This is a genomic window from Erwinia sp. MYb416, from assembly GCF_037479575.1.
Lineage (GTDB): Bacteria > Pseudomonadota > Gammaproteobacteria > Enterobacterales > Enterobacteriaceae > Erwinia > Erwinia rhapontici.
Genome location: NZ_JBBGYT010000422.1, coordinates 44146 through 59405, shown reverse-complemented (window position 1 = coordinate 59405; position 15260 = coordinate 44146). Strand labels below are relative to the sequence as shown.

At 54.6% G+C, this 15260-nt stretch carries 16 protein-coding genes; 9 read left to right on the top strand and 7 right to left on the bottom strand.

Going from position 1 to position 15260, the window contains the following annotated elements; all coding sequences use genetic code 11:
* The first annotated feature begins 34 nt into the window (after window positions 1-34).
* Window positions 35-856, top strand: a complete 822-nt coding sequence (gene cysE / locus WH277_RS07515; RefSeq protein ID WP_133846423.1) for a serine O-acetyltransferase — start codon at window positions 35-37, stop codon at window positions 854-856.
* Window positions 857-918: 62 nt separating this feature from the next.
* On the opposite strand, the gene trmL is transcribed toward cysE, so the two are convergent.
* From trmL to cpxR, 3 genes are read right to left on the bottom strand one after another with little or no spacing between them, the layout of a single operon-like run.
* Complete coding sequence (gene trmL, locus WH277_RS07510) at window positions 919-1392, bottom strand: tRNA (uridine(34)/cytosine(34)/5-carboxymethylaminomethyluridine(34)-2'-O)-methyltransferase TrmL (RefSeq protein ID WP_133846422.1); 474 nt, start codon at window positions 1390-1392, stop codon at window positions 919-921.
* A 38-nt stretch (window positions 1393-1430) separates the two neighbouring features.
* Window positions 1431-2810: an envelope stress sensor histidine kinase CpxA gene (gene cpxA, locus WH277_RS07505; protein WP_133846421.1), complete on the bottom strand. Its 1380-nt coding sequence runs from the start codon at window positions 2808-2810 to the stop codon at window positions 1431-1433.
* Entirely contained in the window at window positions 2807-3505 is a 699-nt protein-coding gene (gene cpxR / locus WH277_RS07500) for an envelope stress response regulator transcription factor CpxR (protein WP_133846420.1), read from the bottom strand. The genes cpxA and cpxR overlap by 4 nt, the downstream gene beginning before the upstream one ends.
* A 152-nt stretch (window positions 3506-3657) precedes the next feature.
* Here cpxR and cpxP point away from each other — a divergent pair, with 152 nt between their 5' ends.
* The 5 genes from cpxP to WH277_RS07475 all read left to right on the top strand — a co-directional run bounded on the left by cpxP (window position 3658) and on the right by WH277_RS07475 (window position 8455).
* A complete protein-coding gene (gene cpxP, locus WH277_RS07495) occupies window positions 3658-4167 on the top strand; it encodes a cell-envelope stress modulator CpxP (protein WP_133846419.1) in 510 nt (169 codons plus the stop codon).
* Window positions 4168-4285: 118 nt separating this feature from the next.
* A complete protein-coding gene (gene fieF / locus WH277_RS07490) occupies window positions 4286-5188 on the top strand; it encodes a CDF family cation-efflux transporter FieF (protein WP_133846381.1) in 903 nt (300 codons plus the stop codon).
* A gap of 213 nt (window positions 5189-5401) precedes the next feature.
* Window positions 5402-6364 carry a 6-phosphofructokinase gene (pfkA, locus tag WH277_RS07485; RefSeq protein WP_133846380.1) on the top strand — a complete coding sequence of 321 codons (963 nt, stop codon included), beginning with the start codon at window positions 5402-5404 and terminating at the stop codon, window positions 6362-6364.
* A 143-nt stretch (window positions 6365-6507) separates the two neighbouring features.
* Window positions 6508-7497, top strand: a complete 990-nt coding sequence (locus WH277_RS07480; RefSeq protein WP_133846379.1) for a sulfate ABC transporter substrate-binding protein — start codon at window positions 6508-6510, stop codon at window positions 7495-7497.
* A 181-nt stretch (window positions 7498-7678) separates the two neighbouring features.
* Window positions 7679-8455 carry a CDP-diacylglycerol diphosphatase gene (locus WH277_RS07475; protein WP_339505141.1) on the top strand — a complete coding sequence of 259 codons (777 nt, stop codon included), beginning with the start codon at window positions 7679-7681 and terminating at the stop codon, window positions 8453-8455.
* Between the two features lie 31 nt (window positions 8456-8486).
* On the opposite strand, the gene yhjD is transcribed toward WH277_RS07475, so the two are convergent.
* On the bottom strand, window positions 8487-9500 hold the full coding sequence (gene yhjD / locus WH277_RS07470; RefSeq protein WP_133846377.1) for an inner membrane protein YhjD: 1014 nt from the start codon (window positions 9498-9500) through the stop codon (window positions 8487-8489).
* A gap of 56 nt (window positions 9501-9556) precedes the next feature.
* Window positions 9557-10456 (bottom strand): LysR family transcriptional regulator, encoded by a 900-nt coding sequence (locus WH277_RS07465; RefSeq protein ID WP_133846376.1) that lies wholly within the window; start codon window positions 10454-10456, stop codon window positions 9557-9559.
* A 115-nt stretch (window positions 10457-10571) separates the two neighbouring features.
* On the opposite strand from WH277_RS07465, the gene WH277_RS07460 reads away from it, so the two are divergent.
* On the top strand, window positions 10572-11330 hold the full coding sequence (locus WH277_RS07460; RefSeq protein ID WP_133846375.1) for an SDR family NAD(P)-dependent oxidoreductase: 759 nt from the start codon (window positions 10572-10574) through the stop codon (window positions 11328-11330).
* A 51-nt stretch (window positions 11331-11381) separates the two neighbouring features.
* Here the strand turns inward: WH277_RS07460 and WH277_RS07455 are convergent, their stop codons facing one another.
* Window positions 11382-12233, bottom strand: coding sequence for a PhzF family phenazine biosynthesis protein (locus tag WH277_RS07455; RefSeq protein WP_227535338.1), 852 nt, complete (start codon window positions 12231-12233; stop codon window positions 11382-11384).
* A 112-nt stretch (window positions 12234-12345) separates the two neighbouring features.
* On the opposite strand from WH277_RS07455, the gene WH277_RS07450 reads away from it, so the two are divergent.
* Window positions 12346-12969, top strand: a complete 624-nt coding sequence (locus tag WH277_RS07450; protein WP_133846373.1) for a glutathione S-transferase family protein — start codon at window positions 12346-12348, stop codon at window positions 12967-12969.
* Between the two features lie 54 nt (window positions 12970-13023).
* Here the strand turns inward: WH277_RS07450 and WH277_RS07445 are convergent, their stop codons facing one another.
* Window positions 13024-14475, bottom strand: a complete 1452-nt coding sequence (locus WH277_RS07445) for an aminotransferase-like domain-containing protein (protein WP_133846372.1) — start codon at window positions 14473-14475, stop codon at window positions 13024-13026.
* 137 nt (window positions 14476-14612) lie between these two features.
* Here WH277_RS07445 and WH277_RS07440 point away from each other — a divergent pair, with 137 nt between their 5' ends.
* Window positions 14613-15200, top strand: a complete 588-nt coding sequence (locus tag WH277_RS07440) for a LysE family translocator (protein ID WP_133846371.1) — start codon at window positions 14613-14615, stop codon at window positions 15198-15200.
* Window positions 15201-15260: the final 60 nt, after the last annotated feature.

Genomic DNA, 15260 nt, shown 5'->3' with positions numbered 1-15260 from the left:
CTGACCGGACGCCATTTTTAATGGGGAGAGAGCCATGCCGTGTGTAGAGCCTGAACTGATCTGGGATAACATTAAAACGGAAGCGCGTGCGCTGGCCGACTGTGAACCAATGCTGGCCAGTTTTTACCACGCCACTCTACTCAAACATGACGATCTGGGTAGCGCTCTGAGCTATATGCTGGCCAATAAGCTGGCAAACCCAATCATGCCAGCGATCGCCATCCGTGAAGTCATTCAGGATGCCTATCGTCAGGACCCCTCGATGATCATCTCTGCTGCCTGTGACATTCAGGCGGTACGTCAGCGCGACCCGGCGATCGACAAGTACTCGACGCCGCTTTTGTACCTGAAAGGCTTCCATGCGTTGCAGGCTTATCGTATTGGCCACTGGTTATGGAACGAAGGTCGTCGTGCACTGGCGGTTTACCTGCAAAACGAGGTGTCTGTTTCTTTTGCTGTCGATATTCATCCGGCAGCGAAAATTGGCCGTGGCATCATGCTCGACCACGCCACCGGGATCGTTGTCGGTGAGACGGCAGTCATTGAAGATGACGTATCGATCCTGCAGTCAGTCACCCTGGGCGGTACGGGCAAAACCAGTGGTGATCGTCATCCTAAGATCCGCGAAGGCGTGATGATCGGTGCGGGTGCCAAGATCCTCGGCAATATTGAAGTCGGGCGTGGAGCAAAAATTGGGGCGGGTTCTGTGGTGTTACAGCCCGTACCGCCGCATACCACTGCCGCTGGCGTGCCGGCACGTATTGTCGGCAAGCCGGGCAGCGATAAGCCGTCGATGGATATGGATCAGCATTTCAATGGCATGGTGCCAGGCTTCGAATTCGGCGACGGGATCTGACAGCGGGTCGGGCATGCCCGACCCCTACGTACAGCCATCACATTTCGCATGCCTCGCCCGGCTTAATTCCTCAGCAGTGCCCCTGCGTAATCCAGCTGCCGCCACGCCTCATAAACCACCACCGACACTGCGTTCGAGAGATTCATGCTGCGGCTATCCGGCATCATTGGGATGCGGATTTTTTGCTGCGCAGGAAGTGCATCGAGAATGGTCGCGGGCAGGCCACGTGTTTCAGGTCCAAACAGCAGGTAATCCCCCGCCTGATAGCTGACAGCGCTGTGGGCAGGTGTTCCCTTGGTCGTTAGGGCAAACATGCGCTGTGGGGCTTCTGAGGCCGCAAATGCCGCATAGCTCTCATGATGGGTAATGGCGGTGAACTCATGATAATCCAGCCCGGCACGGCGTAGCCGTTTGTCATCCCAGGCGAAACCGAGCGGACCGATTAAGTGCAGTTTAAAGCCCGTATTGGCGCACAAACGAATGATATTGCCGGTGTTCGGCGGAATTTCGGGTTCAAATAAAACGATATTTAGCATGTTACGGCCCTCAGGAACGAGGGCCGAAGGATAGCAAATTATTCACGCTGAGTGGTATACAGCGGTAGCCAGAGTGTCAGACGCAATCCACCCAACGGGCTGTCGTCAGCTTTGACCCAGCCGCGATGCTGCTGAATAGCATTATCAACAATGGCCAGGCCCAAACCTGTGCCGCCGGATTCACGATCGCGTGCTTCATCAGTTCGATAGAACGGACGGAAAATCTGTTCGCGATCTTCCTGGCTGACACCAGGCCCATCATCATCCACATGCACGGTGATACCCTGTTTATCCACGGCAAAACTGACGGAAATCTTGCTGTGTGAATAGCGAAGCGCGTTGCGAACGATATTTTCCAACGCACTTTCGAGCGCACTGGGGTTCCCGTACAGCGGCCACGGACCGGGTGGATAAGGCACCTCCAGTGTTTTCCCCATCTGTTCCGCTTCGAAGCGTGCATCTTCCAGAACATCGGACCATAAGTGGTTAGCCTTAATGGCTTCACTGACCAGCGCATTGGTATGCTGAGTGCGTGATAACACCAACAGATCGTTGATCATGCCATCCAGACGCTGTGCCTCCATCTCAATACGTCCCAGCTCTTTGCCTTCACCATGACGACGGCGCATCAACGCGGTCGCCAGCTGCAAGCGTGTCAACGGGGTGCGTAATTCGTGAGAGATATCGGACAGCAGCCGCTGCTGAGAGTTCATCATACGTTCCAGCGCACTGACCATCTGATTAAAACTGGCACCCGCGGCCAGAAACTCCTGCGGTCCGGATTCCAGTTCAGGCCGCTGACGCAGATTGCCCGCCGCAACATCATCGGCAGCATGTTTAAGCTTACGTGCGGGTTTCGCCAGGCTCCATGCCAGCCACAACAGCAGCGGTGAACTGATCAGCATCGTGACAATCAGCAGTAGCAGCGGGCGGTCAAACAGCAGATTAATAAAATCGAGCTGCGAACTGCCTGCCGGACGGATCAGATACAGCTGATAGTTATCTTCTCCGTCGCGTATGGAAAATGGCCCGACCATCTCAAGTCGGCCATATTTTTTCTTCTGCGGATGATCGGCATTATCGGACTGGCCGATAAAGTTACGGATCACCTGCATTTCGTTATGCTGAGCGCCAATCACACGCCCTTCGCTGGTGACCAGCAGCAGGCGTTGACCGGGCGGAGCCCATTTATCGATGGCGCGGAATAGTCTGCGCCACCACATTAAGTCATTGGGCGGATCCTGACTCAGCTCCGCTTCAACGTGCTGCTCAATCATAATCCCCTGCCGTTGCTCATTATCCAGCAGCGGCGTCATCTGACGGGAATCGAGCTTGGGCAGCATTAACACCAGCATCAATACCAGTGCCAGAGTCAGCCAAAAAATGGCAAAGATGCGGGTGGTCAGGCTGGATATCATGTAGCAGACACCATCAGATATCCCCGGCCACGTAGCGTTTTAAACCACGGATGGCCGTCTCTGCGCTCCGGCAGCTTACGCCGCAGGTTAGAGATATGCATATCAATTGCCCGGTCAAACGGTGTCAGTCGCTTGCCGAGAACTTCCTGGCTGAGATGTTCACGGGATACGACCTGGCCCAAATGCTGTGCCAGCAGGTAGAGCAACGTGAATTCCGTTCCTGTTAAATCCAGCGTGACCTCATCGAAACTGGCTTCCTGACGACCCGGGTTCAGGCGCAGTAAATCCACTTCCAGCGTGGGTGAGCTGTTGTCGTGCTGTTGCTGCTGTTCACTCCAGTTAGAACGACGCAAAATGGCACGAATACGGGCAACCAGTTCGCGGTCGTTAAACGGTTTCGGCAGATAGTCATCTGCGCCCAGTTCGAGACCAAGGACACGGTCCAGTTCACTACCACGTGCGGTTAACATAATGACCGGCGTCTGGTGCTGCTGACGCAGTTCTTTCAGGGTATCGATACCGTTTTTCTTCGGCATCATCACATCAAGTAATAATAGATCGACAGTGCTGTCCAGTAGCGCCAGTGCCTGTTCGCCGTCACCGGCCACCAGGACATTGAATCCTTCCATTTCAAGCAATTCTTTCAGTAGCGAAGTCAATTCGCGGTCATCGTCAACCAACAGGATCTTATTCATTTTTTATTGCCCTCCGCAGGCAAAATACCGTGAACGAATGCGCTCAATCCATGACTTTACGTAGTTTTACACCCCCTGACGCATGTTTGCAGCAGGCACCGTAGACTCATTCTCGTTGAATCGAAATACGGAAACAAACCTGGGAGTAAACGATGCGCAAAGTTACCGCCGTCGTTGTTGTTCCGGCGCTGATGTTCACTCTCTCCGCCGCATGGGCTGACAACGTCGCGACGACTGACGAGATGCATCAGGATGACGGAGCAAACCGTACACTGAGGCAGGTTCCGCAGAGTCATATGTTTGATGGCATCAACCTCACGGAACAGCAGCGTCAGCAGCTACGAGATCTGATGCAGCAGGCACGACACGATCGTTCTCCTATAAGTATTAACGATTTAGAGCGACTGCACGAACTGATTATTGCAGATAAATTTGATGAAGCGGCCTACAAGGCTCAGGCGGAAAAAATTTCACAGGCAGAGGTAGCGCGCCAAATCGAGATGGCTCGGGTTCGCAACCAGATGTATCACCTGTTAACGCCTCAGCAGCAGGACGTTTTAGAACAGAAACATCAGCAGCGCTTTGATGAAATGCGCCGGCTAACGAACATGCAGCAGGCTTCACCGCTGCAGGCAGCAAGCAGTACCGGCAGTACCCAGTAACATAGTATCCCTGTTTTTCCTTGCCATAGACGTATCCCTGTCTTCCCCCGCCATGATGGCGGGGTTTTTTTTGCCCAAAACTCAGTATACTTAGCACTCCGACGTCACGGGGTATTCCATGAATGCAAATTACGCCCGGCTGGTGAATGCCGCTGCCCTTGCAGCGACGGTGCTGGCCTCGATGCTGTTAATTATCAAGATTTTTGCATGGTGGTATACGGGCTCAGTGAGCGTACTGGCGGCGCTGGTGGATTCTCTGGTGGATATTGCCGCTTCGCTGACCAACCTGTTTGTGGTGCGCTACTCACTGCAACCGGCTGATGCTGAACATACCTTCGGTCATGGCAAGGCGGAGTCCCTTGCAGCACTGGCGCAGAGTATGTTTATCTCCGGTTCTGCACTGTTTTTATTCCTCACTGGCTTACAACACCTTGCGTCTCCTGCACCGATGAAAGCCCCGCTGGTGGGGATGGTCGTCACGGTGATTGCACTGGTGGCAACGCTCGTGCTGGTCACATTCCAGCGTTGGGTGGTTCGGCGTACCCGCAGTCAGGCTATTCGCGCTGATATGCTGCACTATCAATCTGACGTTGTGATGAACGGTGCCATCTTGCTGGCCCTGGCCCTCAGCTGGTACGGCTTTCATCGTGCCGATGCGCTGTTTGCGTTAGGGATTGGCGTGTGGATTCTGTACAGTGCTTTGCGTATGGGTTATGAGGCCGTTCAGGCCCTGCTCGACCGCGCCCTGCCCGTTGAGGAGCATCAGGCGATTATAGACATCATTGCGGCCTGGCCCGGTGTTCAGGGGGCGCATGACATTCGCACGCGTCAGTCCGGGCCGACGCGTTTTATTCAACTGCATCTGGAAATGGACGACCACCTTCCGCTGTACCAGGCTCATCAGATTGCGGAGCAGGTTGAACAGGCGCTGCTGCATCAGTTTCCGGGTTCCGATGTGATTATTCATCAGGACCCGTGTTCTGTGATACCCGACAGGCCGCAGGGCAAATTTGAGCTGTAAAGCGTTTTTAAATGAAATGGTTAGCGTTTACACTACTTAAAACGTGATACACCGCAAAAAAAATAGCCGAAAGTTGCCTGACCTGAATCAATTCAGCTTGAAGTGTTTGATATACTATTGCCAATAATTGAGCCGGTTATCTCGTATGTATGTTTTTAATCCCGCTCCGGCGTCCAGAATTCATCATTTGCATCATCAAGTTCAGAGGTTGTCATGATCAAAAAAATCGGTGTACTGACAAGCGGCGGCGACGCCCCAGGTATGAATGCTGCGATCCGGGGTGTTGTTCGCGCCGCGCTCAGTGAAGGGCTGGAAGTTTGTGGCATTTATGACGGCTACCTCGGCCTGTATGAAGATCGCATGGTCAATCTCGACCGCTACAGCGTATCGGATATGATTAATCGCGGCGGTACCTTCCTCGGGTCTGCGCGTTTCCCTGAATTCCGTAATGACGATGTGCGCACTGTTGCCATCGAAAATATGAAAAAGCGCGGTATTGATGCGCTGGTGGTGATCGGCGGTGACGGGTCTTACATGGGCGCCAAGCGCCTGACCGAGATGGGCTTCCCGTGTATTGGCCTGCCAGGCACCATTGATAACGATGTAGCGGGAACGGATTACACGATTGGCTATTTCACCGCGCTGGAAACCGTTGTCGAAGCGATTGACCGCCTGCGTGACACCTCATCATCACATCAGCGTATTTCTATCGTGGAAGTGATGGGCCGTTACTGTGGCGATCTGACGCTGGCTGCGGCGATTGCCGGTGGTTGTGAGTTTATCGTTCTGCCGGAAATCCCTTACACCCGTGAAGAGCTGGTGAGCGAAATCAAAGCGGGGATTGCCAAAGGCAAAAAACACGCCATCGTGGCCATCACTGAGCACATCTGCGATATCGACGAGCTGGCGAAATTTATCGAAGAAGAAACCAAACGCGAGACGCGTGCCACGGTGCTTGGCCATATTCAGCGCGGTGGCCCACCGGTAGCCTATGACCGCATTCTGGCCTCGCGTATGGGTGCCTATTCCATTGAGCTGCTGTTGCAGGGCTACGGCGGTCGCTGCGTCGGTATTCAAAACGAGAAGATGGTGCACCATGACATCATTGACGCGATTGAAAACATGAAGCGTCCGTTTAAAGGCGACTGGCTGGATACCGCTAAAAAACTTTACTGATGAAAAACAAGGCGCTGCTGGTCAGCGCCTTTATTATGCAAATCGTTATTCCATATAGTTATTACAGCTAATTTTTAATTCTTTAATTCACTCTACACTTTGTGTCACGCTCCTTATCAGATAAACCTTTGGGAGTACGTGCAATGAAGAAGTGGAGTGTAGGAATTACCCTGTTACTGGCCTCAACCAGCGTGCTGGCCAAGGATATCCAGCTGTTGAACGTGTCTTATGACCCAACGCGTGAGCTGTACGAGCAGTACAACAAAGCGTTTAGCGCGCATTACAAACAGGAAACGGGCGATAATGTCGTCATCCGCCAGTCTCACGGTGGTTCAGGTAAACAGGCAACTTCGGTCATCAATGGCATCAAAGCCGATGTGGTGACGCTGGCGCTGGCCTCCGACGTGGATGCGATTGCCGAGCGCGGCCGTATTGATAAGAACTGGATCAAGCGCCTGCCAGATAACTCCGCTCCTTATACCTCCACCATCGTGTTCCTCGTACGCAAAGGTAACCCGAAACAAATTCATGACTGGCAGGATTTAACCAAACCTGGCGTGTCTGTTATAACCCCGAACCCGAAAACCTCTGGTGGGGCACGCTGGAATTATCTGGCGGCCTGGGGCTGGGCACTGGACCAGAACAAAGGTGACCAGGCTAAAGCTCAGGAATACGTGAAGGCCCTGTTTAAAAACGTTGAAGTGCAGGATTCTGGCGCACGTGGCGCCACCAATACCTTCGTTGAACGTGGCATTGGCGATGTGCTGATTGCATGGGAAAACGAAGCCTATCTGGCGGTGAACAAATTGGGCAAAGATCAGTTTGAAATCATCACGCCAAGCGAATCGATCCTCGCAGAACCGACTGTTTCCGTGGTCGACAAAGTGGTGGACGAGCGTGATACCCGTAAAGTCGCTGACGAGTATTTGAAGTATCTGTATTCCACCGAAGGGCAGGATATTGCCGCTCAGAACTTCTATCGTCCGCGTGATGCTGCAGTCGCGAAGAAATATGCCAGCACCTTCCAGCCGGTGAAACTGTTTACTATCGATAATAAGTTCGGTGGCTGGACGCAGGCGCAGAAAACCCACTTCGCGGAAGGGGGGACTTACGACCAGGTGATGAAGCGCTAATTCGCGTAACCCTGAATTGTTCCGAAGGGCCGACATTTGTCGGCCCTTTTTCGTTATTTGATTTAAGTATTTATCAGGCAGCCTGGTTTCCAAAAAAGTACCGTGAAGTGATGATTTCGCATGATATTTCACGCAGCTTAGATTACATTGTGAACAACAATTGGGTAGAGGTTTGGAAAAGATGCTGGAACGAAGGCGGGTTGTTATCACGCTGGTCACTATGGTGGTATTGGTAACCGTCGGTTGTGCTTATATTGCATTGAATTACTTAAAAAATTCTGACCAGTTATGGAAAATAGTCAGCCAGCAATGTGTACCAGGCCAGGAGCAAAAAAACAATCCGTCCCCCTGCCGTCAGGTCAATATTCAGGACGGGTATGTGGTATTAAAAGACAGGAACGGTGCGCTGCAATTTTTGCTGATGCCGGTAGCGAAAATAACGGGAGTGGAGAGCCCGGGTTTACTTAATCCCTCTACGCCTAATTATCTGGCGGAAGCCTGGCGTGCACGTCATTTTATGGAAGAGAAACGCGGTGCGGTTATAGATGATCGGATCTATTCACTGGCGGTTAATTCGCGCTGGGGACGTACCCAAAATCAGTTACATGTTCATATTTCTTGCCTGCGCCCGGATATTCGTCACCAGTTAGATGCGCTCAGTACGCGGCTGAATGATCGCTGGCAAAACCAGCGTCTTGGCAGCCATGAGTATCTGGTCAGAGTGATCAGTCGTGATGAGTTTAAGCGCACCAGCCCGTTTATCCGTATGGCAAATGAGTTGCCAGGTGCGCGTGAAAACATGGGCAGTTATGGTATTGCCATTGCCGCTTTGGGTGATGGCAGACGAGTGTTGATGGTGGTGAAGCGTAATCTGCTGTTGCTTAATCGCGCCTCTGCTGAGGAATTACAAGACCATCGCTGCGCATTATTGAATTCGACATCCGGTAGTGAGCTTTGACAGAAGCCGGTAAAACCGGCTCCTTTTAACACTATACCGCTTCGTTTTTTTGCACCGGTTCCGGATCATTTTTATAACGGGCGGTGGCAATCCATGCTGCGCAGAACAGTGTCAGGCGTGCAAAGAAATAGAAGAATGCCATCAGTCCTAACACCGACCCAAAGGCCGCACCGGATGGCGAAGAGGCCAGTTTCGGTAGCGTCAGCGTCATAATAAATTTAATCACTTCAAACCCTATTGCGGCCAGCAATGTGCCACGAAACAGGGCTTTTTTACGCGGCTTATGGCGCGGCAGGATCCAAAAAATCCACAGAAACAGCAAATAGTTAGCGAAAATGGAAATCGACAGGGCAATCAACGTCATGGCCGGTCGCAGCCATTCAATCCCCTCCAGACCCAGGGCACGTACGATAGCGGCCTGTGCTGCACCGGCAATCGACGTCAGTGATAGTGTGATAATCAGTGCCAGCACCAGTCCGGTCAGCGAAATAAAATCGCGCGAATATTTAAACCAGATTTTTTCCTGATCCTGCGGCGTACGCTCCCAAACATCGCGTGACTGAGCGCGTATCGCTTCGCGCAGATTGCCCATCCAGCTAATCCCGGAATACAGTGCCACCAGCAGGCCCGTCAGGCCAACGGTGGTTCGTTGCTGAATAGCGGTGTTCACCGTGCTCTTTAGCGTGGCGGCCAGTGATGGATCGCTGATATTACTGACGATCGTATTGATCAACCTGGCGAGCAGATCAGGGTTAGAAGCCAGCACAAAACCGACGCCGGCGAAAGAGACCATCAGGATCGGGATCAGTGAGAGAAAAGAGAAGTAGGTGATCGCAGCGCCAAACTGGCTGCCAAGACGATCGTTAAAGCGCTCACCGGCGCGGATAAAATGCGCCACTGCTGGAATAGCACGGAACCACTCAACCAGTCGCGATACCCGCGTCAGGGATTTATCTACCGTATGATTGCCGGTTTTCAGGTTGATAAGCGGCTTCTCTGCGGACTGCTCTTCGGGTCGGGTCGTACGTTGTGGTTTCTCTGCCATGAATCCTTCTTTATCCTGGTTTGACGGTAAGACTGCCGCTAATTATAGCCTGCTGGTCAGGTGACGTAACGCGTAAGGGCCTGACTGAGCCATTCAATAAACACTCGCACCCTGCGTGCCAGGTTACGGCGGTGGGGGTAGAGCAGGGAGACGGGCATGGCGCGTGCCGGGAACTGTGGCAGGATTTCGACCAGTTTTTTCTCTTTCAACGCCTGCAATACCCCTGCCCGTGGGACCTGGATAATCCCCAGGCCGGCGATACAGGCGGCGCGGTAAGTTTCAGTACTGTTGACAGTCATCACGCCGCCGGTCTTAATCAGCCGGGCCGTTTTCCCATCGTAATATTCAAACCCTTCAGGCTGGCTCCCCAGATGCTGGCTGTAATGCACCATGGCATGTTGAGAGAGGGCTTCCAGCGTATGCGGTGTGCCAAAGCGCGCCAGATAGCCCGGGCTGGCACAGTTGATCAACGGTAGATGGCCGAGCTGACGCGCAATCAGCCCGGAATCCTCCAGTACGCCAACGCGCACTACGCAGTCGAAGCCCTCGCGAATCACATCCACTCGCCGATCGCTGCTGCTCAGCTCCAGCTCAATTCCCGGGTAATGTTGTAAAAAATCCGGCAGCAGCGGGATCAGGTAGTTACTGGCCAGGCTTACCGGCATATCGACCCGCAGTCGTCCGCTCAGGGTCGCGGGGTCGTGCTGAAACAGCGAGTCCATCTCATCCAGCGTGGCCAGCACATCACGGCAGCGCTCGAAGTAAACCTGCCCATCCTGAGTCAGCTGCACCCGGCGTGTGGTACGGTGCAGCAGACGTGAACCGAGACTGTTTTCCAGCGCCAGGATCTGGCGCGACAGGCTACCCTTTGGCAGGCCCAGGCTCTCCGCTGCTTTGGTAAAACTCTGCATTTCTGCCACTCTGACAAACACCTGCATTGCGTGAATTTTATCCATTGCTGAGCTCATTGTTGTTATTAATGGAACAGTGAAGCGTATTTGAAGACATTTATAGTTCAGCTGGCAGGTAATATCCTCTTTTTTGTCCACAGCCCACTCCCTGGAGAAAAAAATGAGCCAGAAAATAGCACTGATTACCGGCGGAAGCCGTGGTTTAGGCCAGAATGCAGCCCTGAAACTCGCCGCAAAGGGCGTTGATGTGATTTTGACGTACCGTAGCCAGCAGCAGGAAGCGGAAGCCGTTGTGGCCCGCATTCAGGCGCTCGGGGCCCGTGCGGTGGCACTTCCACTGGATGTGGCGGACAGCCAGAGCTTCAGCGCATTTGCCGCTGAGGTTGCCCAACAGCTCAAAACGGTATGGCAGCGTGAAACCTTTGATTATTTATTAAACAATGCCGGTACGGGTTTGTACGTCCCTTTCACTGACACCACGGAAGCGCAGTTTGATCATCTGGTGAATGTCCATTTTAAGGGGCCGTTTTTCCTGACGCAGATCCTGTTGCCGCTGATGGCTGACGGTGGGCGCATCCTGAATGTCTCCAGCGGTCTGGCACGCTTCAGCCTGCCGGGCTCCAGCGCTTATGCGGCGGTGAAAGGGGCAATGGAGGTGCTGACGCGTTATCAGGCCAAAGAACTGGGCGTGCGCGGTATTGCGGTAAATATTCTGGCACCTGGCGCGATTGAAACGGACTTCGGTGGCGGAAAAGTCCGTGATGATGCGGCAATGAATGCGTTTGTCGCCTCACAGACTGCGCTGGGACGCGTTGGGCTGCCAGATGATATCGGCCATGCGGTTGCCGCGTTGTTCAGCGAAGAGTGCCGCTGGGTGAACGGTCAGCGTATCGAGGCTTCGGGCGGAATGTTCCTGTAATTCTGGGGGCAGGCGGACCGAAACAGAAGGTCCGCCTCTACGGGGAAAGGATTATACCCGGACCGAGCCGTCAATCACGGTGACGGTCTGACCGCCAATCCAGATGCCGTCAGCCGCATAGCGCACGCTGAGGCGCCCGGCCCGCTGCATCGCGCTTCCCTGGCGTACACGGTAATCCAACTCGACGCCACGTGCCTGGAAGTAACGCGCCAGGCACGCGTTGGCGCTGCCGGTGACCGGGTCTTCGGTTAGCGAGCCCTGCTCAATCAGCAGGCCGCGCACTTCGTATTGCTCTTGCCCACCGGGCAAGGGGCCAAACGGCATCACGCCATCGACCCGGGCTTTCTGCACCAGGCGAGAAAACTCCACCACGTCTGGCTTCAGCGCCAGTACGGCATTGGCTGACGTCATGGGCACCAGCAGCCAGCGAATCCCCATATCGGCAATCATCACTGGCAGTTCTGTTTCCAGGTGGTCGCTGTTGAGCGCGCTGCTGATTGGCGCATCGCTGAAGGGCGTGAGGATCGCTTCCGGGGCAGCAAAAGCCAGCGCGCCGTCGTCACTAATTTTGACCCGCACCAGTCCCAGCCCACACTCCTGCACAATCTGGCCAGGGTGGTGAAGTGTGATGCCCGCCTCCAGTAGCGCATGTGCCGTGCCCAGCGTGGGATGGCCTGCAAACGGGAATTCGGTATCCGGGGTGAAAATACGCACCCGATAGTCGGCCGTCGGATCGGTGGGGGGCAGGACAAACGTAGTTTCCGACAGGTTGGTCCAGCGGGCGATTGACTGCATCTGCTCATCACTCAGACCACTGGCATCCATAATTACCGCAAGCGGGTTGCCGTTGTACGGGGTGGAAGTAAATACATCGACCTGTTTAAAAGGGCGTAATTGCGTCATAGCTCTTCCTGTCAGCGTGAAGGTTCCGTTGGTTGACGATCCGCCTGGCGGTTGTCAGTACCGACTATTATGGGTATTAATAAACCACAGTGGTTAAAAAAGTGATGATTTTATGCTGAAAATACTGGGACGTGCCTCATCTATCAATGTCAGAAAAGTGCTTTGGCTGTGCGATGAGCTGGAGATCGATTTTCACCGCGAAGAGTGGGGCGATGGTTTTAAGTCACCGCAGGAGGCAGAATTTAAGGCGATGAACCCCAATGCGTTGATCCCGGTGATTCAGGACGGTGAGTTTATTCTCTGGGAGTCAAACACCATCATTCGCTATCTGGCGAACGCTTACGGTGGCGAAGCGCTGTATCCCACGGCACCACAGGCCCGTGCCCGTGTCGATCAGTGGATTGACTGGCAGGCGACGGAACTGAATACTGCCTGGCGCTATGCCTTTATGTCACTGGTGCGTCACTCACCGGCGCATCAGGACCCGCGTCTGCTGGCTGCCGCATCAAAAGGCTGGGCTTACACGATGGGGATTCTCAACCAGCAGCTGGAGCGCACGGGTGCATATGTGGCCGGGCAGACATTCTCACTGGCTGATATTCCGATAGGCCTGTCCGTGAACCGTTGGTATGAGACACCGCTCGATCACGCTAATCTGCCTGCGGTGCGTGCCTACTATGAGCGCCTGACGGCGCGTAAGGGTTATGCCACCTGGGGCCGTAACGGCACGCCATAACCCGTCCGGGTCGACTTTTTTGCGGTCGACCCGCAGTGGCGTCACACCACGCCGTTACATCCCCGCCGCAATGCCACTCATTTCACACGCCAGCGCGCCCGTACGTTTCAGCGCCCAGGTATAGCGTTCGTCAAAGGGATAACAGCAGGAGAGGCGCAGTGCATTGTTGCAGCGTTCGGAGAGGGTGTAGAGCGCTCCCGGCGTCAGGCAAATCTTCTCCTGCAACAGACGATGGAACAGTTCCACGCTATCGACGTTACCCGGCAGCTCAACCCAGAAGACAAAGCCACCGCTCGGGCGCGTGGCCCGCGTTCCCTGAGGAAAGTGGCGGGCGATAATACCGCGGGCCTCTTCCAGCTGCGCGGCGTAACGACGGCGCAGTGAGCGCAGATGATGGTCGTAGCCACCTGACTCGAGAAAATGCCCCAGCGCTTCCGACAGCAGGCGAGACTCTGCCAGTGAAGAGACGGCTTTCAGCCGCGCCAGCTGCTGGCTGAAACGCCCGGCGGCTATCCAGCCAAGGTGGAAGTCGGGGGCAACCGTTTTGGTAAAACTGGTGCAGTACATCACCCAGCCGCCGTCATCGAAGGCTTTTACTGCGGGCGTCAGCGGCCAGCAGAATTGCAGTTCAGTGTACAGCCCGTCTTCCAGCAGCGGCACCTGATAGTGATTGACCAGCCGCGCCAGCCGTTTTTTGCCATCCAGCGTCATGCTACTGCCTAACGGGTTCTGCGCATTTGGCATGGCGATCAGCGCCTGGATACGTTTTTCCTGTAACAACAGCTCCAGCGCATCCAGCGACAACCCGTACTGTGGGTCCGTTGGGATTTCCACCACTTTCAGACCGAGGCTGGCCAGCAGCGGGAACAGATAGAAATAGGTGGGTGTTTCCACGCCGACGCAGTCGCCAGGCTGTGTGACGGCACGCAGCCCGAGTTGCAGCGCTTCCATACAGCCATGCGTCAGGGTGATGTCTTCTGCGCTAAGGGTGATGCCCAGTTCCATTGAGCGGCGTGCGATTTCACGTCTCAGACGCAGACTGCCGGGGGGGAGCGCATAGCGGCCAATGAGTTCGGGCTCCCTGCGCAGAAGCGAGGCAATAATGCGGCTGATTTTCCCTGTCGGGAAAAAATCCCCGCTCTGGGGACAGGCCAGCGAGATATTGGTGTAGTCACTGTGGTTCTGTGCGGCGAACACTGCATCAATCAGATCGAGTTTTTCGCTGCTGGGGGAACGTACGCTGGTGCGCTGAAAAGAGGGACGGGCCAGCGAAGGCAGCGTGTCGCGCACGTAGTACCCCGACTGCGGGCGAGCTTCAATCAGCCCACGATCTTCCAGGATGCCATAGGCGGTGAGCACGGTGTTGACGCTGACCTGATGGTTGCTGGCACAGCGGCGAATCGCGGGCAGGCGGCTGCCGGGCATAAAGGTGCCCTGATGGATGGCCTCCGCCAGCGTTTCTGCCAGCTGATGGTACAACGTGATCGGCGGTTCAACGATGGACACAATGTGCTCCTCAACCTGTGGGTACAGTGACTATTTTTGACGTATTGTACTCATAACAATAGCGGGTTTCTGCATCTGTTACCATTGCTGACGGCTGATTACACTGAGGCTCTCACTTGGAATGCAGGACAGAAATCATGCTTGATCCCTCTTTTATCAGCTACGTCACGGTGATGTCGATCACACCAGGCCCGAACAATCTGATGCTGGCCACGTCAGGCGTGAACTTTGGCATACGCCGTACACTGCCGATGGTCAGCGGCATTCTGGTCGGCTGCGGATTACAGACGGCGCTTGCGGGGGCGATGCTTGAGGTATTACTGCAATGGATGGGCGCGATACGTCTGCCGTTGACTCTGCTCGGCTGTACCTACCTGCTGTGGCTGTCGTGGAAGATCTTCCGCTCTGGTGCGCCGGAGTTACGTGAGAAAGCGCGGCCAATGACGTTTGTCGGTGGGGCATTGTTCCAGGCCGTGAATCCTAAAGCCTGGCTGATGGCGATCAACGTGGCGCTGATGTACACCGTGAACAGTACGATTCTGACGGTGATGCTGAGTTTTATGGCGCTGAACCTGCCGTGCATTCTGATCTGGGCAATGATGGGCGATCGGCTGGGAAAACATCTGCAGGTGGCATGGAAACTTCAGCTGTTTAACGGCGTGATGGCGCTGTCATTGCTGGTCACCACGGTGTGGATGCTGGTGGAGGCATTCCAGCTGTCATAATTACAAGGGGCGGTGGGCCAGGCATGCCTGGCCCCTACAAGGGATCGTAAAAGCGCGGCA

Coding starts and splice junctions, on each gene's coding strand:
- cysE (WP_133846423.1), top strand. CDS start 35: ATGCCGTGTGTAGAGCCTGAACTGATCTGGGATAACATTAAAACGGAA.
- trmL (WP_133846422.1), bottom strand. CDS start 1,392: ATGCTAAATATCGTTTTATTTGAACCCGAAATTCCGCCGAACACCGGC.
- cpxA (WP_133846421.1), bottom strand. CDS start 2,810: ATGATATCCAGCCTGACCACCCGCATCTTTGCCATTTTTTGGCTGACT.
- cpxR (WP_133846420.1), bottom strand. CDS start 3,505: ATGAATAAGATCCTGTTGGTTGACGATGACCGCGAATTGACTTCGCTA.
- cpxP (WP_133846419.1), top strand. CDS start 3,658: ATGCGCAAAGTTACCGCCGTCGTTGTTGTTCCGGCGCTGATGTTCACT.
- fieF (WP_133846381.1), top strand. CDS start 4,286: ATGAATGCAAATTACGCCCGGCTGGTGAATGCCGCTGCCCTTGCAGCG.
- pfkA (WP_133846380.1), top strand. CDS start 5,402: ATGATCAAAAAAATCGGTGTACTGACAAGCGGCGGCGACGCCCCAGGT.
- WH277_RS07480 (WP_133846379.1), top strand. CDS start 6,508: ATGAAGAAGTGGAGTGTAGGAATTACCCTGTTACTGGCCTCAACCAGC.
- WH277_RS07475 (WP_339505141.1), top strand. CDS start 7,679: ATGCTGGAACGAAGGCGGGTTGTTATCACGCTGGTCACTATGGTGGTA.
- yhjD (WP_133846377.1), bottom strand. CDS start 9,500: ATGGCAGAGAAACCACAACGTACGACCCGACCCGAAGAGCAGTCCGCA.
- WH277_RS07465 (WP_133846376.1), bottom strand. CDS start 10,456: ATGGATAAAATTCACGCAATGCAGGTGTTTGTCAGAGTGGCAGAAATG.
- WH277_RS07460 (WP_133846375.1), top strand. CDS start 10,572: ATGAGCCAGAAAATAGCACTGATTACCGGCGGAAGCCGTGGTTTAGGC.
- WH277_RS07455 (WP_227535338.1), bottom strand. CDS start 12,233: ATGACGCAATTACGCCCTTTTAAACAGGTCGATGTATTTACTTCCACC.
- WH277_RS07450 (WP_133846373.1), top strand. CDS start 12,346: ATGCTGAAAATACTGGGACGTGCCTCATCTATCAATGTCAGAAAAGTG.
- WH277_RS07440 (WP_133846371.1), top strand. CDS start 14,613: ATGCTTGATCCCTCTTTTATCAGCTACGTCACGGTGATGTCGATCACA.